The organism is Streptomyces sp. NPDC048436 (genome assembly GCF_043200355.1).
Taxonomy (GTDB): Bacteria; Actinomycetota; Actinomycetes; order Streptomycetales; family Streptomycetaceae; genus Streptomyces.
On sequence record NZ_JBICXP010000010.1, the window covers coordinates 50,078 to 71,767 of the forward strand.

21 protein-coding genes are annotated in these 21,690 nt (G+C 71.5%); 11 read left to right on the top strand and 10 right to left on the bottom strand.

Features of this window, described 5'->3' with window-relative positions:
* Positions 1–20: 20 nt before the first annotated feature.
* From ACGFX9_RS29350 to ACGFX9_RS29360, 3 genes are all read right to left on the bottom strand, one after another.
* The gene (locus ACGFX9_RS29350; RefSeq protein WP_393478827.1) at positions 21–854 is read right to left on the bottom strand and encodes a transporter substrate-binding domain-containing protein; all 834 of its coding nucleotides are present in this window, start codon (positions 852–854) and stop codon (positions 21–23) included.
* A 113-nt stretch (positions 855–967) separates the two neighbouring features.
* On the bottom strand, positions 968–2,545 hold the full coding sequence (locus ACGFX9_RS29355; protein ID WP_393478831.1) for a M81 family metallopeptidase: 1,578 nt from the start codon (positions 2,543–2,545) through the stop codon (positions 968–970).
* Positions 2,542–3,738: an ROK family protein gene (locus ACGFX9_RS29360; protein ID WP_393478836.1), complete on the bottom strand. Its 1,197-nt coding sequence runs from the start codon at positions 3,736–3,738 to the stop codon at positions 2,542–2,544. Before ACGFX9_RS29360 ends, ACGFX9_RS29355 begins: the two co-directional genes overlap by 4 nt.
* Positions 3,739–3,966: 228 nt before the next feature.
* On the opposite strand from ACGFX9_RS29360, the gene ACGFX9_RS29365 reads away from it, so the two are divergent.
* The 9 genes from ACGFX9_RS29365 to ACGFX9_RS29405 all read left to right on the top strand — a co-directional run bounded on the left by ACGFX9_RS29365 (position 3,967) and on the right by ACGFX9_RS29405 (position 14,731).
* Positions 3,967–5,838 (top strand): peptide ABC transporter substrate-binding protein, encoded by a 1,872-nt coding sequence (locus ACGFX9_RS29365; RefSeq protein ID WP_393478841.1) that lies wholly within the window; start codon positions 3,967–3,969, stop codon positions 5,836–5,838.
* Complete coding sequence (locus tag ACGFX9_RS29370) at positions 5,835–6,785, top strand: ABC transporter permease (RefSeq protein WP_393478845.1); 951 nt, start codon at positions 5,835–5,837, stop codon at positions 6,783–6,785. The genes ACGFX9_RS29365 and ACGFX9_RS29370 overlap by 4 nt, the downstream gene beginning before the upstream one ends.
* A complete protein-coding gene (locus ACGFX9_RS29375; protein ID WP_393478849.1) occupies positions 6,782–7,696 on the top strand; it encodes an ABC transporter permease in 915 nt (304 codons plus the stop codon). Before ACGFX9_RS29370 ends, ACGFX9_RS29375 begins: the two co-directional genes overlap by 4 nt.
* Positions 7,697–7,711: 15 nt before the next feature.
* Positions 7,712–9,784, top strand: coding sequence for a dipeptide ABC transporter ATP-binding protein (locus ACGFX9_RS29380; protein ID WP_393478854.1), 2,073 nt, complete (start codon positions 7,712–7,714; stop codon positions 9,782–9,784).
* On the top strand, positions 9,781–10,695 hold the full coding sequence (mmuM, locus tag ACGFX9_RS29385; RefSeq protein WP_393478857.1) for a homocysteine S-methyltransferase: 915 nt from the start codon (positions 9,781–9,783) through the stop codon (positions 10,693–10,695). The genes ACGFX9_RS29380 and mmuM overlap by 4 nt, the downstream gene beginning before the upstream one ends.
* A gap of 156 nt (positions 10,696–10,851) precedes the next feature.
* A complete protein-coding gene (locus ACGFX9_RS29390; RefSeq protein ID WP_393478862.1) occupies positions 10,852–11,943 on the top strand; it encodes a WD40/YVTN/BNR-like repeat-containing protein in 1,092 nt (363 codons plus the stop codon).
* Between the two features lie 33 nt (positions 11,944–11,976).
* A complete protein-coding gene (locus ACGFX9_RS29395; protein WP_393478867.1) occupies positions 11,977–12,654 on the top strand; it encodes a uracil-DNA glycosylase in 678 nt (225 codons plus the stop codon).
* Positions 12,651–13,646 (top strand): N-acetylglucosamine kinase, encoded by a 996-nt coding sequence (locus ACGFX9_RS29400; RefSeq protein WP_393478870.1) that lies wholly within the window; start codon positions 12,651–12,653, stop codon positions 13,644–13,646. Before ACGFX9_RS29395 ends, ACGFX9_RS29400 begins: the two co-directional genes overlap by 4 nt.
* 140 nt (positions 13,647–13,786) lie before the next feature.
* Positions 13,787–14,731 carry a sirohydrochlorin chelatase gene (locus tag ACGFX9_RS29405; RefSeq protein ID WP_393478873.1) on the top strand — a complete coding sequence of 315 codons (945 nt, stop codon included), beginning with the start codon at positions 13,787–13,789 and terminating at the stop codon, positions 14,729–14,731.
* 94 nt (positions 14,732–14,825) lie between these two features.
* Here ACGFX9_RS29405 and ACGFX9_RS29410 read toward each other — a convergent pair whose 3' ends face one another.
* The 4 genes from ACGFX9_RS29410 to ACGFX9_RS29425 form a co-directional block, all read right to left on the bottom strand.
* Positions 14,826–15,881, bottom strand: coding sequence for a lactonase family protein (locus ACGFX9_RS29410; RefSeq protein ID WP_393478876.1), 1,056 nt, complete (start codon positions 15,879–15,881; stop codon positions 14,826–14,828).
* Positions 15,882–15,954: 73 nt separating this feature from the next.
* Positions 15,955–17,328, bottom strand: coding sequence for a nitric oxide synthase oxygenase (locus ACGFX9_RS29415; protein WP_393478879.1), 1,374 nt, complete (start codon positions 17,326–17,328; stop codon positions 15,955–15,957).
* Between the two features lie 181 nt (positions 17,329–17,509).
* Complete coding sequence (locus ACGFX9_RS29420) at positions 17,510–17,740, bottom strand: XRE family transcriptional regulator (RefSeq protein WP_393478882.1); 231 nt, start codon at positions 17,738–17,740, stop codon at positions 17,510–17,512.
* Positions 17,741–17,805: 65 nt separating this feature from the next.
* Complete coding sequence (locus tag ACGFX9_RS29425) at positions 17,806–18,279, bottom strand: ATP-binding protein (RefSeq protein ID WP_393478886.1); 474 nt, start codon at positions 18,277–18,279, stop codon at positions 17,806–17,808.
* A 213-nt stretch (positions 18,280–18,492) separates the two neighbouring features.
* Here ACGFX9_RS29425 and ACGFX9_RS29430 point away from each other — a divergent pair, with 213 nt between their 5' ends.
* Both ACGFX9_RS29430 and ACGFX9_RS29435 read left to right on the top strand, forming a co-directional pair.
* Entirely contained in the window at positions 18,493–19,338 is an 846-nt protein-coding gene (locus ACGFX9_RS29430) for an RNA polymerase sigma factor SigF (RefSeq protein ID WP_393478891.1), read from the top strand.
* A gap of 16 nt (positions 19,339–19,354) precedes the next feature.
* Positions 19,355–19,777: a DUF6003 family protein gene (locus ACGFX9_RS29435; protein ID WP_393478895.1), complete on the top strand. Its 423-nt coding sequence runs from the start codon at positions 19,355–19,357 to the stop codon at positions 19,775–19,777.
* 60 nt (positions 19,778–19,837) lie between these two features.
* Here ACGFX9_RS29435 and ACGFX9_RS29440 read toward each other — a convergent pair whose 3' ends face one another.
* From ACGFX9_RS29440 to ACGFX9_RS29450, 3 genes are all read right to left on the bottom strand, one after another.
* Positions 19,838–20,401, bottom strand: a complete 564-nt coding sequence (locus ACGFX9_RS29440; protein ID WP_393478898.1) for a VanZ family protein — start codon at positions 20,399–20,401, stop codon at positions 19,838–19,840.
* A gap of 102 nt (positions 20,402–20,503) precedes the next feature.
* The gene (locus tag ACGFX9_RS29445; RefSeq protein ID WP_393478903.1) at positions 20,504–20,896 is read right to left on the bottom strand and encodes a DUF2267 domain-containing protein; all 393 of its coding nucleotides are present in this window, start codon (positions 20,894–20,896) and stop codon (positions 20,504–20,506) included.
* Positions 20,868–21,623, bottom strand: coding sequence for a GAF domain-containing protein (locus ACGFX9_RS29450; protein WP_393478908.1), 756 nt, complete (start codon positions 21,621–21,623; stop codon positions 20,868–20,870). Before ACGFX9_RS29450 ends, ACGFX9_RS29445 begins: the two co-directional genes overlap by 29 nt.
* Between the last annotated feature and the right edge of the window lie 67 nt (positions 21,624–21,690).

Here is a 21,690-nt window from a genome sequence, read left to right on the forward strand (position 1 = left end):
ATCTCAGGGATAACCCCTGCCTAGGAACCCGAGGGGGCGCCCATCCATTCGGCTTCGTATGCCGCGTACGTGCCGTCGTGCGTCGCCAGATGCGTGAACTGGTCGACGTACTCCTTGAACTGCTCGTCCCCGCGCGGCAGCGCGTACGCCTTCTCCGAGAAGGTGAAGGGCTCGTCCGGGTGCAGGGAGCAGAGTTCAGGGTGGATCTTCGCCTGGTAGCGGGTTTCGCTGGCGTCCGTCATCATCACGTCCGCGCGGCCCTTCACGATCTCCTCGAAGATCGTGGTGTTCTCCGGGTGCAGCTTGATGGTGGCCTGCTTGATGTGCGCGCGGGCGAACTGCTCGTTGGTGCCACCGGGGTTGACGATCACGGTGGTGCCGGGCTTGTCGATGTCCTTGAGCGTGCCCTCGCCGAACTTGTCCTTGTCCTCGCAGCGGACGATCGGTGTCTTGCCGTCCTCGCGGGTCGGCTCACTGAAGTAGACCTGGCGGGCGCGCGGGAGGGTGATGGAGACGCCGCCGACCGCGATGTCGCAGCGGCCCGCCGCGACGTCCTTGGTCAGGTTCGCCCAGGTCGTGGCCACGTAGGAGGGCTTGGCTTCGAGGCTCTTCGCCAGGTCCTCGGCCATCTTGATGTCCACGCCGCTGTACGTCCCGTCGGCGGGGTCGAGGTGGGTGAACGGGCGGTAGTCGCCGGTCGTGCACACCTTCAGGACGCCGGACTTGGGCACGGAGTCCAGGAGGCTGCCGCCGTGGTGGCGTTCCTTGCCGCGCCCCGCGTCGGGCGATGCGGGGGCGGCGGCGGTGACGGCGAGCAGGCAGACCAGGGCGGTCAGGGTGGCGGCACGCTTCATGGGGGCGGCTCCTTGGCGGGGATCGCGGGGATCGCGGGTGGGGCGCGGTGGGGGGCGCGGGGATCACCCTCGCAGAACGGTTCCCGCAGGTGAAGCCCCTTCTCAACAGGCGATCACCTGGAGAGCGGTGGCAGCTGGGTTGCCGTCAGGTCCGGGCCCGCCCCGGTGTCGTACGCGTCCTGGTCGAACGGGTAGAGCGGGCGCTCCACCCGGTGGTGGCCGAGCCGCGGCAGGTCCTGGTCGACGCCGCCGGGGGTGAGGGCGAGGAGCCAGTCGGCTGCCATGTCGTAGAGCTCGGGCTCCAGGTAGCCGATCTTCACGACGACCAGGTCGAAGGTGCGCGGGTCGATGCCGAGGCCGCCGTCCGCCGGGCCCATGAAGTCCGCGAGGGTGTGGAAGGGCTTGCGGCGCTCGACCAGGATCACGGTGACCCCGCCGGTCCGCACGGCCGCCATGTCGACGCCCCGGTCGTAGGCGCCGCCCTCCGCCCGGTCCTTCTGGTCGGCCGCGCGCTGCAACGCCACTACGGTTCCGGTGAGTTCGAGGGGGCCGCCGTGGTTCGCGTCGACCTTGCCGCCGACGCTGAGGGTGACCTCGGCGCCTACTCCGGCCTCGAAGCAATGGGCGACGGCGACGGGGTCGGTGATGCCGGGGTGGACCGCGGTGACCTTGCCCGTGCGGAGGTCGTCGTTCTCCAGGAGCTTGCCCAGCATGTACGCGAGGTCGCCGGCGCCGCCCGCCGTGGGGTTGTCTCCGGAGTCACTGATCAGGAAGGGCCGCTTGTCCGAGGCCACCGCCTTCTCGACGCACTCCTCCGCGCCACCTGTCGGGCCGACGAAGACGAAGTCCTTGCGGGCGTCCCAGTAGCGGCGGGCGAGCTTCTTAGCCTCGGCGGCGGCCAGTTCGGCGTCCTGGCCGGTGACGACGATCGCGGCCTTGCAGCGTGGTTCGTCCGCCCAGGCGTAGCCGACCCACATCGCGGCGTCGAGGATGCCGGGCAGTTTCTCGATGTCGGCGAGCGAGGCGTAGAGGGACTTGGCGGGCTCCAGGCGGGTGCTTGTCTTCTCGCCGGGCAGCAGCACGGGGACCTGCACCCAGGCGCGGTGCGGCCGGGTGCCCTCGCGCAGGCAGCGTACGAGATTGCGCGCGGCACGCTCGCGGGTCTCCCAGGCGTCCTCGTGCGGGGCGAGGCGGTGGGCCGTGAGCAGGTCGATGGGCTCGGCGAACCGGCGCGATACGTTGCCGTGCAGGTCCATGGCGGCCGACATCATGGGACGGCCGCCATCGGGGGTGCCGACGGCGTCGAGCGCGGCGCGGACGGCTTCCGTCAGGTCGGCTTCGGCGTCGGTCAGGCCGATGACGCTCATCGCGCCGTGGATGTCGTAGACCAGGCCGTCCAGGGGGCCCGCTTCCCGTATGCGGGTGACCAGTTCGTCCTTGAGGACCAGATACGACTGGGCTTCGACCGGGCCGCCGGGCAGCGAGGTCGCGTGCAGGAGGGGCACCCATTCGACCGTGGGGGCGAGGTCCGATTCCGGCCGGGTCCAGGTGTAGCGGTCCAGGAGGTCCTGGCCGCGGGTCTGGCGGAAGTCGTCCGTGGTGGAGCGGTGCGGGCAGAAGGTCGAGGACTCGATGCCGATGCCGCCGATCCCGATGCGGAGGCGACGCTGGTTCGTTGCGGGGGCGGTCATGCTTGGACGCTCTCTTCCTGGGTGGCGTGGGCTGCCGGGGAGACCGGGAGGTTCTGGCGCAGGGCGGTGAGACCGGCGCCGAGGAGGCCCGCGTCACGGCCGGTCACGGTGGTGGTGATCTCCAGATCCGCGGTGGCCAGGGGCAGGCAGCGCTCGTAGAGGACACCGCGTACGGCGGCGACGAGCGGCTCGGCGGTGGCGAGGACGCCGCCGAGGGCGACCGCCTGGGGGTTGAAGAAGTTGACGACGACGGACAGGACCGTGCCGATGTGCCGCCCGGCGGTGCGCACGAGGGTGGTGGCCTGCGGGTCGCCGTCGGCGACGAGCCGCAGGAGTTCGGTGGTGTCGGCCACCTCGACGCCCTGCCTGCCCAGTTCACGGATGAGGGCCGCGCCGCTGGCCACGGTCTCCAGGCAGCCGATGTTGCCGCAGCTGCACGGGCGGTCACCCGCCGCCTCGATGCGTACGTGACTGATGTCGCCCGCGGAGCCGTTCGCCCCGTCGTGCGGGCGGCCCGCCACGATGACGCCGCTGCCGATGCCGCGGCCCGCCTTGACCACGACCATGTGGTCGAGTTCGGGCCGTACGGTGCGGTGCTCGCCGACGGCCATCATCGTGGCGTCGTTGTCGACGGTGACGGGGATGCCGAGGCGCTCGGCGAGGACGTCGCGCAGCGGGTAGCGGTGCCAGCCGGGCATGCGGGACGGGCTGAGGACGCGGCCCTGGGCGGGCTGCACGGGGCCGGGGAAGGCGACGCCGAGGGCGCGGACGGTGCGGCCCTCCGCGCGCTGCCGGGCGCCGAGTTCGGCGACCTGGCCGCAGAGCCAGTCCACGGCGGACTCGGGCCCCGCGGTGATGTCGTGCGGCAGGTCGACGGCGTCGAGGACCGTGCCGCCGAGGTCGACGACCCCGATGCGCGCGTGGTGGCTGCCGAGGTCGGCGGCGAGGGCGACGCCGCCCTGCGCGTGGACACGGAGCAGCCGGGGGCGGCGGCCTCCGCGCGACGCTCCCTCGCCGGATTCGGTGAGCAGCCCCGCTTCGACCAGCTCCTGGACCCGCAGCGAGACGGTGGAGGCGGCGAGCCCCAACTCCCGTACGAGATCGGTCCGGGAGGAGGCGGCGCCCGAGGAGACGAGCTGCAGGATGTGCTGCGCGGACCCTGGTTCGCCTTGTGGTGTTCCGGTTCCTGCCATGTCGCCCCCAGTTGCTTCGCTCAGTTCGTGCAGTTACTTCGAAAAGTTGCTTCGACAACGACACGAACACTAAGACCAGACGAAGCAAGTTGGCCAGCCCTCCCCGACTTTGTCACTTCTTGCCGAACGAAGCTATTGACTTGCTTTTGTGGCCGGTTCTAGCGTTCAGGCGCCGCCCCGTCGATCTCCGGCACGGTCCGGCTCTCGCATCCTTGGAGGCCCTTCGCCATGCGCTCACGGCGATCTCGTCCCCGCGCGCGGCACCGCGCGCTCACGGTCACGGCGGCAGCCCTCGCCGCGCTCGCCCTCGCGGCGGTGACCGGCTGCACCCAGGAGGGCGGTCGCGTCGACATGGGCCCCACCGGCGGCACTCCGGTGGAGGGCGGCACGGCGACGATGGCGCTGCCGCCCGCCGCGACGCCGAACTGGATCTTTCCGATCGGTGCCCCCGGGTATGGCGCCTCGTACAACTACGGCATCCAGTCACTGCTCTTCATGCCGGTGTACGACGCCGTGCAGGACAAGGGCGAGCTGACCACGCACGGCCCGAGCACGCTCGGCCTTGAGCCGAAGTTCAGCGACGGCAACAAGACCGTGACCGTGCCGCTGCGAGAAGGCGTGAAGTGGTCCGACGGGAAGCCGGTCACGTCCCGCGACATCGAGTTCTGGTTCAACCTCGTCAAGGCCGACAAGGCGAGTTGGGGCAATTACTCGGTCGGCACGATGCCCGACAACGTCAAGCGCTTCGAGACCGTCGACGACCACACGGTGCGTCTGCACCTGAGCCGCGCGTACAACCCGGACTGGTTCACCGCCAACCAGCTCACGCTGATGCGGGCGCTCCCCCAGCACGCCTGGGACGTGAAGACGGACGGCGACAAGGCCGGTGACTGGGACCGCACCAAGGCGGGCGCCAAGGCCGTCTTCGCGCGGCTGACACGCCATGCCAAGAGCCTTGGATCGTACGGTTCGGATCCGCTCTGGAAGACGGTCAACGGGCCCTGGAAGCTGGCCGGATGGCGCGACAGCGGCCAGGTCACCATCGTCCCGAACGAGAAGTACACCGGCCCCAAGTCGCAGCGCCCGCACCTGGACAAGGTCGTCTTCAAGCCCTTCACCACGGCCGACTCCGAGTACAACGTCCTGCGTTCCGGGGGCGTCGACTACGGCTACATACCGCCGTCCGTGATGGCCCAGAAGGAGAAGTTCGAGGAGAAGGGTTACCGCACCGATCCGTGGGAGGGCTGGGCGGCGACGTACATCGTCTACAACTTCAACTCCACGCACGCGGGCCCGATGATGGACCAGCTCTACATCCGCCAGGCGATGCAGCACCTCGTCGACCAGAAGGCGATGAGCGACGTCATCTGGCAGGGCAGCGCGACGCCGACGCTCGGGCCGGTTCCGGTGACGCCGAAGAGTCAGTACCTCTCCCCCGCCATGGAGAAGAACCAGTACCCCTTCGACGTACAGAAGGCGCGGCGGCTCCTCACCGCGCACGGCTGGCGCACCCAGGACGGCACCGCACGCTGCGTACGCCCCGGGACGGGCGCCGACCAGTGCGGCAAGGGCATCGCGGAGAACACCCCGCTCGAACTGACCCTGCTCTCCCAGTCCGGCTCCACCGAGACGACGAACATGATGCAGGAGCTCAAGTCCTCGCTCTCCAAGGCAGGGATCGGCCTCACCGTGCGCCAGCAGCCGCTGAACTCGGTCCTCGGAAACTCCGTTCCCTGCAAGGCGAAGGACCCCGGCTGCGACTGGGACATGTCGTTCTTCGGGACGGCCGGCAGTTGGTACTACCCGCTCAACCCCAGCGGTGAGCAGCTCTTCTCCACCGGGGCCTCCGCCAACTTCGGCAATTACAGCGACAAGAAGGCCGACCGCATCATCCGTGGCGTGCAGTACTCGCCCGACATGAAGGCGATGCACGCGTACGGCGAGTACCTCGCCGAGCAGCTCCCGGTGATGTGGATGCCCAACCCGGCCTATCAAGTGTCGGTGGTCCGCAACGACTTGCGGGGCATCGACCAGAACCCGACCGTCACCTTCGCTCCGCAGGACTGGTACTACGTCAAGAAGAAGGGAGCCGACAAGTGACCGGCTTTCTGGTCAAGCGCTGCCTTCAGGCGCTCGTCGTGCTGTTCCTGGTCTCGGTCATCGTCTTCACGCTGCTCCACATGCTGCCCGGCGGCCCCGCGCGATCCATCCTCGGCCCCAAGGGCACGCCTCAGCAGATCGAGCACTTCAACCACCAGCAGGGGTACGACCGTTCGCTTCCCGCGCAGTACGTGATGTATCTGAAGCGGCTCTTCACGGGCGACCTCGGGGAGTCCTTCAAGCTGAACTCGCCGGTCTTCGACCTGCTCAAGCAGCGCCTGCCGAAGACGCTGCTCCTGACGGTGCTCTCCACCGCGCTCGCGGTGGTCATCGCCGTCCCGCTCGGCCTGCTCCAGGCCGTGCGGCGCGGGAAGGCCTCGGACTACGCCCTGACGGGGCTCGCCTTCCTCCTCTACGCGACGCCGGTGTTCTTCCTCGGCCTCATCATGATCATCCTGTTCGCGCAGGTGCTGCCGATCCTCCCGGCCGAGGCCCCACAGGGCGAGAGCGTCGGTGAACTCCTGGGCGACTTCACGGGGTTGGTGCTCCCTGTGGTCACCATGGCCTTCGGCATCGTGGCCATGTTCAGCCGCTACATGCGCTCGGCGGTCCTGGACAACCTCACCGAGGAATACGTCCGTACGGCGATGGCCAAGGGCCAGTCGAGCCGCCGGATCATGGTCCGGCACGTCCTGCGCAACGCGCTGATCCCCCTCGCAACCCTCCTCGGCCTCTATCTGCCGACGCTGTTCAGCGGCGCGCTCGTCGTCGAGTCGATGTTCAACTACCCGGGCATGGGGCTGCTGTTCTGGAACGCGGCGCAGGGCTCCGACTTCCCCGTGCTGCTCGGCGTGACGCTCGTCGTCGGTGTCGCCACCGTCGTCGGCTCGCTGCTCACCGACATCCTCTACGCCGTCCTCGACCCCCGGATCCGGAGCGTGGCATGAGTACCGCGACCGCAGACGTCACCCCCGAGGCAGCCCCGGGGCACGAGGAAGCGGCCCAGGCCACGCCCTCCCTCGCCCGCCGCACGCTCCAGGTCTTCACCGGCAACAAGCTCGCCCTGACGGGCGTGGTGGTCCTGGTGCTGCTCCTGGCCTTCAGCTACCTCGGACCGCTCCTTTACTCCACCGAGCAGGTGCACACCGACCTCACCCAGGCCAACCTCGCGCCGGGCGGCTCCGGCCATCTCCTCGGCACCACCGACCTGGGCTACGACATGGTCGGTCGGCTGATGGTCGCCGGACAGACGTCGCTCGAAATCGGCCTGGCGGCAGGGCTGTTGGCGACTCTCTTCGGGACCGTGTACGGCGCTGTCGCGGGGTACTTCGGCGGCTGGGTGGACGCCGCCATGATGCGGATCACGGACGCCGCGCTCGCGATTCCGGCGATGTTCCTGCTCGTCGTCGTGGCCGCGATCATCACCCCGAGCAAGGGCGTCCTCATCGTCATCATCGCGTCGGTGGCCTGGCTCTCCCCCGCCCGTCTGGTGCGCGGCGAGGCTCTCTCGCTGCGCGACCGCGAGTACGTCCAGGCGATGCGGATGATGGGCGGCGGCGGTGCGCGGGCGGTGTTCAAGCACATCGTGCCGAACGCGATCGGCACGGTCATCGTCAACTGCACCTTCCAGATCGCCGACGCCATCCTCTACGTCAGCTATCTCGCCTTCCTGGGTCTTAGCATCCCGCCGCCCTCGGCCGACTGGGGCTCCATGCTCTCGGCCGGCATCACCTACACCCAGAACGGCTACTGGTGGCTGATCTTCCCGCCTGGTATCGCGATCGTCCTTGTCGTCGCCGCGTTCAACTTCATCGGTGACGGGCTGCGGGACGCGTTCGAAGTACGGCTGCGGAAGTAAGGGAGAACGAAGAAGATGACCGAGCCTCTGCTCAAGATCGACGACCTTCGTGCCGACATCACCGGGCGCGACCGCACCGTCCATGCCCTCGACGGCGTCTCCCTCGAACTCGCCCCCGGGGAAGCCCTGGGCATCGTCGGTGAGTCCGGCTGCGGCAAGACGATGACCGCGCTCAGCGTCCTCGGACTGCTGCCGCCGGGCGGTGAAGTCACCGGCGGGCGCGTCCTGTTCGACGGCCGCGACCTGGCAGCCGCCCCCGCCCCGGTCCTCCAGGGCGTACGGGGCAACACCATCGGCATGGTCTTCCAGGACCCGCTCACCTCGCTGAACCCGACGATGACGATCGGCGCGCAGGTGGCCGAGCCGCTGATCCTGCACCGTCCCGAACTGAGCAGGAAGGACGCGTGGGCCAGGGCGGAGGAGATGCTGCGCCTCGTTGGCATGCCGCAGCCCGCGGAGCGCATGAAGGCGTATCCGCATCAGCTGTCGGGCGGTATGCGCCAGCGCGTGGCGATCGCCATGGCCCTGGTCTGCAAGCCGAAGCTGCTCATCGCCGACGAGCCGACGACCGCCCTTGACGTGACGACGCAGGCCCAGATCCTGGAACTGATCGACGGCCTGCGCGAGCGGCTCGGCATGGCGATGATCCTGGTCACCCACGACCTGGGCGTCATCGCCAGCAGGGTCGACCGGGTCGCGGTGATGTACGCGGGCAAGGTCGCCGAACAGGCGGATGTACGGGACCTGTTCGCGCGCCCCCGGCACCGCTACACGGAGGCTCTGTTCGCCTCGCTCCCCGAGCGGGCGGCGGAGAGCGGCACCGAGCTCCACACCATCCCGGGCCTTCCGCCCAACCTCGCGGTGCGCCCCACGGGCTGCCGGTTCGCGCCGCGCTGTTCCTTCGCCACGGACGAGTGCCGTACGGCGGAGCCGCAGCTCACGGACGACGAACTGGGGGGCGGGGAACTGGAAGGCGGGGAACTGGAGGGCGGGGAGCACCGGTTCGCCTGCTTCCATCCGGTGCCGGACAACGCGTCGGATGCGGAGGTCGTGGTCCCGCCGACCGTGCCCGGGCCGCGCGCTCCCGGGGACGTACTCCTCGAACTCGACTCCCTGGTCAAGGACTTCCCCCTCAAGGGCGGGGCCTTCTCGCGCAGCCGGGGCACCGTGAGCGCGGTCGGCGGGGTGTCCCTTCGGATCCGCAAGGGCGAGACGTTCGGCATGGTCGGCGAGTCCGGCTGCGGCAAGACGACGCTTGGCCGGATCGTCGCGGGCCTGGAGGAGCCGACGGCCGGGCACGTGCGCTTCGAGGGGCATGACCCGGCCCGGATGTCGCGGGCCGAGCGGCGGGCGCACCGGCGGCGCGTGCAGCTGATGTTCCAGGACTCCACGGCCGCCATGGACCCCCGGATGCGGGTCGGCGAGATCCTGCGGGAGCCGCTCGTCATCCAGGGCGTCGGCAGCCGCGCCGACCAGGAGAAGCTGATCGCCGGGCTGCTCGACGCGGTCGGCCTGCCGCGCGGAGCCGTGCACCGCTATCCGCACGAGTTCTCCGGCGGGCAGCGTCAACGCCTCGGCCTGGCACGGGCGTTGACGCTCTCGCCCGACCTGGTGGTGGCCGACGAGCCGGTCTCCGCGCTCGACGTCTCCGTACAGGCGCAGATCCTGAACCTGATGCGCGAACTGCAGCGGGAACGCGGCCTGACGTATCTGTTCATCTCGCACGACCTGGCGGTGGTGCGCCACCTCGCGGACACGGTCGGCGTGATGTACCTGGGCAAGCTGGTCGAGTCGGGCCCCGCCGAGCAGGTGTACGCGCACCCGCTGCACCCCTACACGCGGGGGCTGCTCGACACCGTCAACCTGCCGGACCCGGAGGCGGCGGGCGCCGTCGACCGCACTCCCCTGGTGGGCGAGACACCATCGGCGGCGCAGCCCCCGTCGGGCTGCCGCTTCCGCACCCGGTGCCCCATGGCGCAGGACGTGTGCGCCACCACGGAGCCGCGGGTGAGCACACCGAACGGCGCGGGACACCAGGTCGCGTGCCACTTCCCGCTGTCCGCGCCTCGGCTAGCGTCGGCACTGTGAAACTCGCGGATGCACTGACCCGCCGCCCGCTCGTGCTCGACGGCGGCCTCTCCAACCAGCTGGAGGCCGCCGGGCACGACCTGAGCGACGCCCTGTGGTCGGCGAGGCTGCTCGCCGACGAGCCACAGGCCATCGCGGCGGCGCACCGGGCGTACTACGAAGCGGGCGCGGATGTCGCCACCACGGCGAGCTATCAGGCGACGTTCGAGGGCTTCGCGCGCCACGGCATCGACGCGGTGAGCACCGCCGAACTCCTGCGCCTGAGCGTGGAGCTGGCCCGCGACGCCGGATCCGACGCGGGCCGGGAGGTGTGGGTGGCCGCGTCGGCGGGACCGTACGGGGCGATGCTCGCGGACGGCTCCGAGTACCGGGGCCGGTACGGCCTGACGGTGGCCGAGCTGGAACGGTTCCACCGCCCGCGCCTTGAGGTCCTTGCCGACGCGGCGCCTGACATCCTGGCCCTGGAGACGGTCCCGGACACGGACGAGGCACGGGCGCTGCTGCGGGCGGTGCGCGGCCTTGGCGTCCCCGCCTGGCTCTCGTACACCGTCTCCGGAGGCTATACGCGCGCGGGCCAGCCCCTGACGGAGGCGTTCGCCCTCGCGGCCGACGCCGAGGAGATCCTCGCGGTCGGCGTCAACTGCTGCGATCCGCGGGACGCGGAGACGGCGGTGCGTCTCGCCGCGCGGATCACCGGCAAGCCGGTGGTGGCGTACCCGAACAGTGGCGAGACGTGGAACGCCACGGCGAGGACGTGGGAGGGCCCGCGCCACTACACGGCGGGGCACGCCGGTGCTCTGCGGGACGCGGGGGCACGGCTCATCGGGGGCTGCTGCCGGGTGGGGCCGAAAACGATCGCGGAGATGGCGGCGGAGCTGCGGGGGCGGGACGGGACGTCCGCCGGCGGATGAGCCCGCGGGGAGCTGACCGACGAGCCGGGCCGGTGAGCCGACTTGCGTGCGGACACCCCACCTGAACTGCGGGAACGCCACGTCCAGGGGTGACTGTCAGTGGCGGGGTGCAGACTGAGCCCTACCTGAGACAACGTCGTCCCGAAGGTGGCCATCATGGCTGAGATCATCCTGACCGTAGGCACCCGCAAAGGCCTCTTCATCGGCCGTAAGCGCACCGGCACGAGCGACTGGCAGTTCGACGACAAGCCGTACTTCAACGCCCAGGCCATCTACTCGGTGGCCATCGACACCCGCCGCGACACCCCCCGCCTCCTCGTCGGCGGAGACAGCTCGCACTTCGGCCCGTCCGTCTTCCACTCCGACGACCTCGGCAGGACCTGGACCGAACCCGCCAAGGCCGCCGTCAAGTTCCCCAAGGACACCGGCGCCTCCCTTGAGCGGGTCTGGCAACTGCACCCCGCCGCCGCCGAACCCGATGTCGTCTACGCGGGCACGGAACCCGCCGCGCTCTACCGCTCGGAGGACCGCGGCGAGACCTTCGACCTCGTACGCCCCCTCTGGGAACACCCCACCCGCGACAAGTGGGTGCCGGGCGGCGGCGGAGAAGGCCTGCACACCATCCTCACCGACCGGCGCGACCCGAACGCGGTGACGGTCGCCGTCTCCACCGCCGGCGTCTTCCGCACCCTCGACGGCGGCAAGAGCTGGGCCCCGTCGAACCACGGCGTCTCCGCGGCCTTCCTGCCGGACCCCGACCCGGAGTTCGGCCAGTGCGTGCACAAGGTCGCGCGGGACGCGGCCGACCCGGACCGCCTGTATCTGCAGAACCACTGGGGCGTGTTCCGCAGCGACGACGCGGGCGCGCACTGGACGGACATCGGCGAGGGGCTGCCCTCCGACTTCGGCTTCGCCGCCGTCGCCCACCCGCACCGCGCGGACACCGCCTATGTCTTCCCGATCAACGCCGACATGGACCGCGTCCCCGCCGACCACCGATGTCGCGTCTACCGCACGGCCGACGCGGGCAAGAGCTGGGAGCCCCTGAGCGAGGGCCTCCCGGCGGGCGACCACTACGGCACGGTGCTGCGCGACGCGATGTGCAGCGACGACCAGGACCCGGCGGGCATCTACTTCGGCAATCGCAACGGCGAGGTGTACGCGTCGGCGGACGACGGCGACAGCTGGCGGGAGTTGGCCTCCCACCTGCCCGACGTACTGTGCGTGAGGGCGGCGGCCATCGGTTGATCGTCACCCCCGTTACGGCAGTAGGGTGACGCCGTGGCACCACGACCCTTGCATGAGATTGTCGAAGCGGGCTGGGCGAAGGCCCTCGAACCCGTCGCCGGACGCGTCGCCGCGATGGGTGACTTCCTGCGCACGGAGATCGCCGCCGGACGCACCTACGTCCCATCGGGGGCGAACGTCCTGCGGGCGTTCCAGCAGCCCTTCGACGAGGTGCGGGTGCTGATCGTCGGCCAGGATCCCTATCCGACCCCCGGGCACGCGGTGGGTCTGTCGTTCTCGGTCGCGCCCGAGGTGCGCCCGCTGCCCGGCAGCCTCATCAACATCTACCGCGAGCTGGGCTCCGACCTGGGCCTGCCGCAGCCGTCGAACGGCGACCTCACGCCCTGGACGCAGCGGGGCGTGCTGCTGCTCAACAAGGCGCTCACCACGGCCCCGGGGCGTCCGGCCGCGCACCGGGGCAAGGGCTGGGAAGAGGTCACCGAGCAGGCCATCAAGGCGCTCGCAGCACGCGGGCGCCCTCTCGTCTCCATCCTGTGGGGGCGTGACGCCCGCAATCTGCGGCCGCTGCTCGGCCCGCTGCCATCGGTCGAGTCCTCGCATCCCTCGCCCATGTCGGCGGACCGCGGTTTCTTCGGCTCGCGGCCGTTCAGCCGGGCCAACGAGCTGCTGGTCCAGCAGGGGGCACAGCCGGTGGACTGGCGGCTGCCGTGACGGACGCCTCGTGGGTCCTCGGGGTCGACTCGGGCGGCTCCGGGATGCGGGTCGCCCTCAGCGGCCTTGACGGGGTGGGGTGCCCGGCCCCGATCAGCTCGAAGGAATCGGTGCGTACCGGTGCGCGCGGAATCGACGCCGGGGACTTCACGGAGCAACTGCTGCCCATGGCACGGGAGTTGCTGGAGCAGGCGGGCGGGGGGCGGGTAACCGCTGTCGGCATCGGCGCGGCGGGCATGGCGACCCTCGGTGACGACCTGCGCGCCGAGCTGCCGGCCGCGCTCCACCAGGCCCTGGGCGTACGGCGCCTGGCTCTGGCCGCGGACGCCGTCACCGCGTACGCGGGTGCGCTCGGCGAGCGGGCGGGCGCGGTGGTGGCAGCGGGCACCGGCATGATCGCGGTCGGCACCGATCTGATGTCCTGGCGGCGAGCTGACGGATGGGGGCATCTGCTCGGTGACTGCGGCGGCGGCGCGTGGATCGGCCGCGCGGGGCTGGACGCGGCGATGCGGGCGTTCGACGGCCGGCGTGGTGGTTCGAAGGCGCTGCTCACCCGCGCCGAAGAGCTGTTCGGCCCCGCGCCGGGACTGCCCGGTCAGCTCTATCCGCGTACGGACCGGCCCGCGCTGCTCGCCTCGTTCGCTCCCGAAGTGGCGCTCTGCGCCGCCGACGATCCCGTGGCCGAGGAGATCCTGCGGGACGCCGCCCGGCACATCGCCGAAGCCGCGGCGGCCGTCTGCCCCACGTCCCACGCGATGCGGGAGGGCGAGGCCGAGCGGCCCGACGTCGCCCTCACCGGCGGCCTGTTCCGGATGGGCGAGGCACTGCTGGGCCCCGTTCGCGCCGAGCTGAAGGACCTCCTGCCGCACGCGCGACTCGTTCCGGCCGCGGGCGACCCGCTGGACGGCGCCGTGCGCATCGCCGCCGATATCGCCACGAACCGGCTGCGGCTGCCGCTCGATCCGCGGATGCTCACCGTGCACACGGAGTAGAGCGGTTGACCACTCCGGATGACCACTCGGCGGTGTGACAGTCGACCTCTACGTAACTCATAAGACAAAAGCGGACTTATACCGCCCACCTGTACCCTCCCCGAACAGCGAAGCCCCGGAGACCAGTAGCATGCGGGGCCATGAGCTCCCCCACCGGGCCCGCATCAGGCCTGCCCGTACGAATGCCGCGACCCCGCCAGCCGGGGCGGCACCGCCGCCCGGAGCCCGTGGCGGCTCCCGAGAACGCGCCCGCGCTCGTTCTCGCCGTACCGGGCGTACCCACCACCGCCACGCGCAGCCTCGCCGAAGAGGTCGTGAGCATCGCCCGCTCCGAGCTGCCCGGCCTTGACGCCCGCATCGGGTACCTCGACGGGACCGAGGACGCCACGACCGCGTCGTTCCCCGAATTCCCCTCGCTGCAGTCCGTGCTCGCACACGCCGTCGCCGAGCGCACCGCGCGCTTCGAGCAGGCGCGCGCGGCGGGCTCCGACGCCGCCGAGCCCGACGGCCCCGTCGCCGTCGTGGTGCCTCTCCTCGCAGGACCCGACAACGCGCTGATGCGGCGCGTGCGCCAGGCCGTGATGGACAGCCGCGCCCCCGCCGAGCTCACTGATGTCCTCGGCCCGCACCCGCTGCTCGCCGAGGCCCTGCACGTGCGCCTGTCGGAGGCCGGTCTCGCCCGCGCCGACCGCGCCCGCCTGTTCACGGTGGCGACCGCGGCGGACGGCATCATCCTCGCCACGGTCGGCGGCGAGGAGGCCGTGCAGGCCGCCGGGATCACCGGCATGCTGCTCGCGGCCCGCCTCGCGGTGCCGGTGATGGCCGCCGCGCTCGACCAGGAGGGCGCCATCGCGGACACCGCCGAGGAGCTGCGCGGCTCCGGTTCCACGCAGCTGGCGCTCGCCCCGTACCTGATCGGCCCCGAGATCGACCCGAGCCTGCTCGACGCCGCCGCCAAGGAGGCCGGCTGCTCGGTCGCCGAGTCGCTCGGCGCCTACCCGGCGATCGGCAAGCTCGCCCTCTCGAAGTACACGTCGGCGCTCGGCATCGCCCCGCAGCAGCCGTCGGGCGCGCCGGTCCACTGACCGCACCGCGCAGGCAGACCTGATGCCGTCACGCCGATGGGCCCGCCCCCTGATGCAGGGAGCGGGCCCATCGGCGTGAGCGCGACCCGTCGGCTCAGCCGAAGATCACGCAGGACGCCGCTGGCGCCTCGACCGAGCCCATCCGGCGCGGGATGCCCGTCGCCGGGTCGATCGCGAACCAGGTCACGTCGCCGGACCGCTCATTGGCCGCGTACAGAAACCGCCCCGAGGGGTCGATGGCCAGGTCACGCGGCCAGTGGCCGCCGCACGGCACGGTGGCGGCGAGCCGCGGCCGCGTCCCCGCATCGTCGAGCGCGAGGACCGAGATGACGTCCTGGCCCCGGGTCGCGGTCCACAGGAACCGCCCGTCGGGCGCGACGACCACCTCGGAGGGGAACGCCTCGCCGTCGCCGTCCGTGGGACCCGGCAGGACGGCCGCCTCACCGAGCGGCTTGAGGGAGCCCTCGACGGCGTCCCAGGCGCAGATCGTGAGGGTGGGGGCGAGCTCGTTCAGGACGTAGGCGCGATCACCCCGCGGGTGGAACGCGAGATGCCGAGGGCCTGATCCTGGCCGCAGCGCGACCTCGCGGTGCAGGACCGGCTCGCCCGCCTCAGTGAGCTCGCAGACGCGTACGGAGTCGGTGCCGAGGTCGACGCTCAGCACCCAGCGGCCACTGGGGTCGCCGAGCACCTGGTGGGCGTGCGGGCGCTGCTGGCGCTGCGGGTGGGGGCCCGAGCCGGTGTGCGCGAGGACGCCGGAGGGCGCCGGTGCGAGAGCCCCGTCGCGACGTACCGGGACGGCGGTGACGCTGCCCGATCCGTAGTTGGCGGTGAGGACGTGCCCCGCGTGCACGGCGAGATGTGTGGGAGCCGCCCCGCCGACCGGCACCGGCGGCCCGGCCTGCTCGAGCTTGTCGCCGCTGAGGCGGTACGCGGCGACCGCGCCGTCGGACGTCTCGCTGACGGCGTAGAGGGTGCCGCCGTCGGCCGAGAGCGCGAGGTACGAGGGATCGGCGAGGGTGCCGACGGCGCCGAGGACGGTCGGCGCACCGGTGTCCGCGTCGATGGCCGCGGTGAGGATGCCGGCTCCGCCCGCCGCGGTGAAGGACCCGATGTACGCCCGTTGTCTGTCGCCTTGCCTGCCGATCACTGCGTTCCCCTCTCGACTCCCGACCGAGCGCCATGTCCAGGGGGCGCACGTGCGGCAGACGCTAGCAGGCGGTCTAGACCAACGCGCCGCCGCTTTCGCCGCGCGTCCTGGCGACTGCCTCCGGGTGATGGACGTAGGCGGGGTGCCGCTCCACGGTGTCGTACGTGCGGTGGAAGACGGGCGTCACGCTGCCGGACAGCGGCGGCACGATCCAGGACCAGTCGGCGCCGACGGTCCTGCCCTTGCTCTCCTCGCGGCCGAGGTGGGTCAGGAAGCGCCGGGACTCGGTGTGGTGATCGGCCATGGTGACACCGGCCCGGTCGAACGAATGGAGCACCGCCCGGTTGAGCTCGACGAGAGCGCGGTCCTTCCAGAGTGAACGGTCGCTTCCGGTGTCCAGCCCGAGCCGTTCGGCGACGCGCGGCAGCAGGTCGTAGCGGTCGCTGTCGGCGAGGTTGCGGGCACCGATCTCGGTGCCCATGTACCAGCCGTTGAAGGGCGCGGCGGGGTAGCAGACGCCCCCGATCTCCAGACACATGCAGGCCAGCGCGGGCACGGCGTGCCAGCGCAGCTCCAGCTGCGTCCACCAGGCGTAATCGGGGTGCTCGATCGGCACTTCGAGGACCGCGTCGGGCGGCAGCCGGAACCAGCGGGGCTCGTCGCCCGCCCCCTGGACGACCAGCGGCAGTACGTCGAAGGGGCTGCCGGGGCCGCCCGGCCAGCCGATGCGGCGCGCGAACGCGGTGATCCCGACGTTGCGCGGGTCGCCGACGACCCGCCCGCCCGGCTGCTCGTACCCGGCGTACCGGATGAGCTGCTCGTTCCAGATGCGCGGACCGGGGCGGCCGGGTGCGTCGGGCGCGAAGACGGTGATGAGCGGCCTGATCCGGCGCCCGCCGCGGGCGGCCTCCCGCAGATGTTCGGCCGAAGCGGCGGCGACGTCCTCGGCTCCGGTCAGCTCCCTGCGGTCCAGGACGCGCAGGGAACGCCAGTAGAGGCGGCCGATGCACCGGGCGGCGTTGCGCCAGGCGAGCCGGGCGCCGAACACGAGCTCTTCGTGGGTGTGGCGGTACGTCCCCGTCTCCGCGATCTCGGCGAACACCCGGGCGATCCGGGGATCCGGGTCGCCGAGGCGTGCCTCGCCGTGGTGGAGGCGGATGAACTCGGCCGCGGCCCGGCGCAGTTCGGGACCCTCCGGTGCCTGGACGGCGGGGCGCGGCGCCACAGGGGCGGCGGCGTCCGCGTTGTGGTGACCCGGGGTGCGCTCCGGGCAGGCCGCGTCGGGAGCTCGCCGGTGCGGCTCCGCCGGGTCGGCGGACCCGGCGGGGTCAGCGAGGTCAGCCGCGTCGGCGGGGTCGTCCGCCGGGCGGTGCCCCTCCGGTCCGCTCCCCCGCGCTTCGCGGTCCGCAGGATTTCCGTATCCGGCCCTGCGCAGGAATTTCCGCATGGTGCACCCCCAAGTGGCTCCGGGGCACGGGCCGCTCCCGCGCGGTCCGCGTGGCTGTTAGCCGCGGGGTTACCCCTCCGGTGAGGTGATCCACCCTGTATGTGCCCGGTGAACATGCCTCAGACGAGGCCTACTTGTCCACGGTGGGCCCAGCGCCGCAGGCCGGCGGCGGGTTTGGCGGTCAGGAGGCGGTCGCCGCCGTGGGGCGCGTGGCGTCCTTGATGGCGGGCAGTGCGAGGGCGCCGGCCAGTTCGGCCAGTTCGTCGTCGGTGGGGCGAACGGGTCCGTCGGCGCCGTCCTCGGCGAAGGCGCGGATACGTGGTGTGCGGATCCCGGTCTTGTCGGCGATCGCCTGCGGCGTCAGGTGGCGGCGGCGCATGGTCTGCTGGAGTAGCTGCGAGAGGTCGTCCATCAGCCTCTCCTGCCCGGCGGGAGCTCCCTCATGCCACGGGGCCACCACGCGGGCCTCGGCCACCACTAGCGCGGCAGGACCGCCCGGATGGTCTTGCCGCCGGGTCCCCTGGTCACCGAGACCGCGGTGGCCAGGTGCTGGACCATGGGCCAGCCGAATCCTCCGGTGCCGCCCGCGAGGTCGGGGGCCCGCTCCTGCGGCGGTCGCGGGTCGGAGTCGCCGACAAGGATCGCGATGCCGTCGGGCTGGGCCCGCAGCTGCAGGGTGCAGGACGTCCCGCTCGCGTGCCGTACGACGTTGGTGACGAGTTCGGAGACGGCGAGTTCCACGCTCGCCGCGTCCTGGGGATCCACGGCCGGGCGGAGCCCGCTGACGAAGGCGCGGGCGAAGTCCCGCGCGTGGGCGACGGCTTCGGGCCGCTTGTCGAAGACGGCCGGGCCGACGGCCGTGGGGCCGGGGGCCGCTCGGCCGGGATTCTCCTGGTGGGGGGTCGCTCGGTCCGGCGATCGGGTGTCGGGTCGCTTCTGCTGCGTACGCATGAGCACCTCCTCGTATGGCGGTGGCCTGTGTCCGGGTTGGGCCGGCCTCTGTCCGAGCTGCTCACTTGCCCGTCATGCGGGATCCGTAACGCTCGGACACATAACGGATCTTGATACATCTGCGCGCGCATGAAGCACCCACAGGCGGGTACGTGCGGTGCACCGGCCAGTCGGGGGACGACGGAAGGGCCGGGCGAACTCGGGAGGGAAACCATGACAGCGGCAACCGGTACTTCTACGGACACTGGCATCGCGGAACTGCCGGAGATCGTCTCCCCGCAGACGGTCGGACCGAACGATGCCCGCGAACTGTCGCAGCTGTTCTTCACCAGGCTCGCCACGCTCGAAGAGGGCACGCCGGAATATCAATATGCCCGTAACACCCTTATCGAGATGAACATGTCGCTCGTCCGCTACGCCGCCGGACGGTTCCGCCACCGCAGCGACGACATGGAGGACATCGTCCAGGTCGGCACGATCGGCCTGATCAAGGCCATCGACCGCTTCGAGCTGTCACGCGAGGTCCAGTTCGCGACGTTCGCGGTGCCGTACATCGTCGGTGAGATCAAGCGGTTCTTCCGCGACACGTCCTGGGCCGTCCACGTGCCGCGCCGCCTCCAGGAGGCCCGTGTCGAACTCGCCAGGGCCACCGACGAACTCAGCAGCCGCCTGGGCCGCGCCCCCAAGGTCGGCGAACTGGCGGAGCTGATGGACCTCACCGAGGAGGAGGTCATCGAGGCCCGCACCGCCTCGAACGGCTACAACTCCACCTCCCTCGACGCCACCGTCCGCGGTGACCGCGACGACAGCGAGGCCGCCCTCGCGGACTTCATCGGCGAGGAGGACCCCGCCATGGAACTCGTGGAGGACTTCCACGCTCTTGCCCCGCTGCTCGCCCAGCTCGGCGAGCGCGACCGGGAGATCCTGCGTCTGCGCTTCGTCGACGAACTCACCCAGTCACAGATCGGCGAGCACCTCGGCGTCTCGCAGATGCACGTTTCCCGTCTGCTGTCCCGCACTCTGGCGCGCCTGCGCGACGGAATGCTCACCACTCGCTGACGGGCGGTCGCGCACGATGGCCGATGACGCTTTCCTCTTTCTCCTCCCCGACCGTCACCCCCGTCTCGGGACGGCCCTGGCCGCCGCGGGCGATCTGGAGTGCGTGGAAACACCCGCCGTTCACGGCTGGCTGCGGGCCCACGACGTGTCGGAGTCCTCGGAGGAGGTCCGGATCCTTCCCGCGGAAGCGGAGGCGTTCATCCCCGAGGGAGCAGAGCGCCTGCCCATTCCGTTGAGCGAGGACGAGGCGCTGCGGGTCCAGCAGGAGTGTTCGCCCCGGACCGTCACGGACATGGAGAGCGAACTGCTGGACTTCCGGGACACGACGCAGGACTGGGAGGCTCTGGTGCACCGCGCCCTGGCCGCGGGCATCTCCGCGCCGCGCATCGCCCGTCTGACCGGCCTCGACCCGCAGGACATCGGCCGCTTGGGCGTGTGACCTGCCCGGCGTGCGACGCCCCGGCCCCGCGACCGCGGCCGGCTGACGGCTCCCTGGCCGTCAGTCGGCCGCGGTCCGCCTTTTCGTGAAGCGGTGCCACCAGTGCCGGCGGCGGGGGTGCACGGCGCGGCCGAGCCTGCGGCCGATCAGCAGGTAACCGAGCACGGCGCCGGTCGTGTTGAGCACCACGTCGTCGACGTCGAAGGCCCGCCCGGTGACCAGAGCGCCCTGGGCCAGCTCGACCAGGAGCATCACGAGCGCCGTGACGGCGATGACGCGCAGGAGCCCCCGGGCGCGGGGCACGAGCACCGGCAGCAGCATCCCGAACGGCAGGCCGAGGACGATGTTGCCGCCGAGCTGTTTGACGGTGTCGCGGAACGCGGGCTGCGCGAGATAGTCCCGGATCGAGTCGCCGGGGCGCAGGTTGCTGTGCGTCAAGGACTCGGAGGCCACGGAGGGTTCCAGCGTGAGCCGGGCCAGCAGCACCGCGAAGGCAACCGTGCCCGCGAAGGCCACCAGCATCGCGACCGCGCGCGCCCACCGGGAGAGCGGCGGTGTGCCGGGAGCGCTCCGGTCGCCCCCTGATTCCTTCGAGGTCTTGCCGTGCGGGACTGTCCGTGCCATCACGAGCCTCCACTCAGGGTGTGTGCCGTGCGCCTTCCGGCATCCGCCTCCCCGGTACCCCGTGTGCGTCTCCGCACGCGGGGCGCGAGGGTTCAGATGGGTTCACGTGGGGTCGGTGCGTCCGAACAGCCCGGCGTGGCCCGGCGGGAGCTGCGTCAGTATGCGGCGCAGCAGCGCGTCGTCGGCGACCTCCGCGACCGTCGCGAGCACCGCGGTGACGGCGCGGCGGGCCCGCGTCGCGTCGAGCCCGAGGCGTGCGCCCACCGCTTCGATGAAGGCGGTGGGCGTCAGGGGTTCGCTGGCCGGCGGGACGTCCGTGAGGAGCGGTCCGCACGGCCTGGGCAGCAGGCGGGCGAGGTCGGTGCGGTCGTCGCCCACCAGATGCGCCCCGAGGACCTCGAGGACGCTCTGCACGGCCCCGGCCGCCTCCTGGCGCTCCGGGTAGCCGGCGCGTTCCTGGACGCGGTCAAGCAGCACTTCCACGGGCTCGTTCATGGCCGCTCCTCTCTCCGGTCACTTCGGCCTGGTGCGCGCGCGAGGGCTGCAGGACGGTGTCGGCCACGTCGAGCAGCGAGAGGCCGTCGCGGCTGCTGACTTCCTGGAGCCACGCGAGGCCTTCGGTGACGGGGCAGTCTTCGCGGGCGGCGACATAGTCGGCGGCCCGGTGGATGCGCTCCCAGCGTGCCGCGCGGGTGCTGGTGGTCCATACCGGGCGCCGGCGGCCGGGGTTGGCGTGCACGGGACGCCAGCGCAGCAGCGCGTCGAGTGCGAGGGCGGCGGCGCGCTCCGCGTGGGTGATGTGGTCGGCGGTCACGTGCGAGTGCTCGGTGTAGTAGAGGCACATCACGCCGACCGGGGTGTCCCGATCGTGCAGCGGGAGCGCCAGGACCCGCCGGGTGCCGGGCAGTTCCTCGGTCAGGGGCGGTCCGGTGCGGCACGGGTAGTCGCGCAGATCGGGTACGAAGACGGGGCGCATCCCGAGCGCGGCGCTGACCGAGGGGCCGTCGGCCCGGGTGAACTGGGCTGCCTCGGCCTGCAGCGCGGACTCGTCGGTGGCGTGCAGCAGTTGCCAGTGTTCGAGCCGGGGCAGCCAGGACAGGGCGGCACGTTGGGCGCCCAGTGACTGGGTGAACGCGGTGCACAGCCGGTTCGGCAGCGCCTTTCGCCCGACGGCTGCCGCCACCGAGACGTCGTGCACGATTGACGGTGATTCCTCCGGCATGGTCAGCATCCCTTTCCTCGCGAGGAGCGGGAGTTCGTCTACCACGCGAGAGGCGACCTCATGTGTC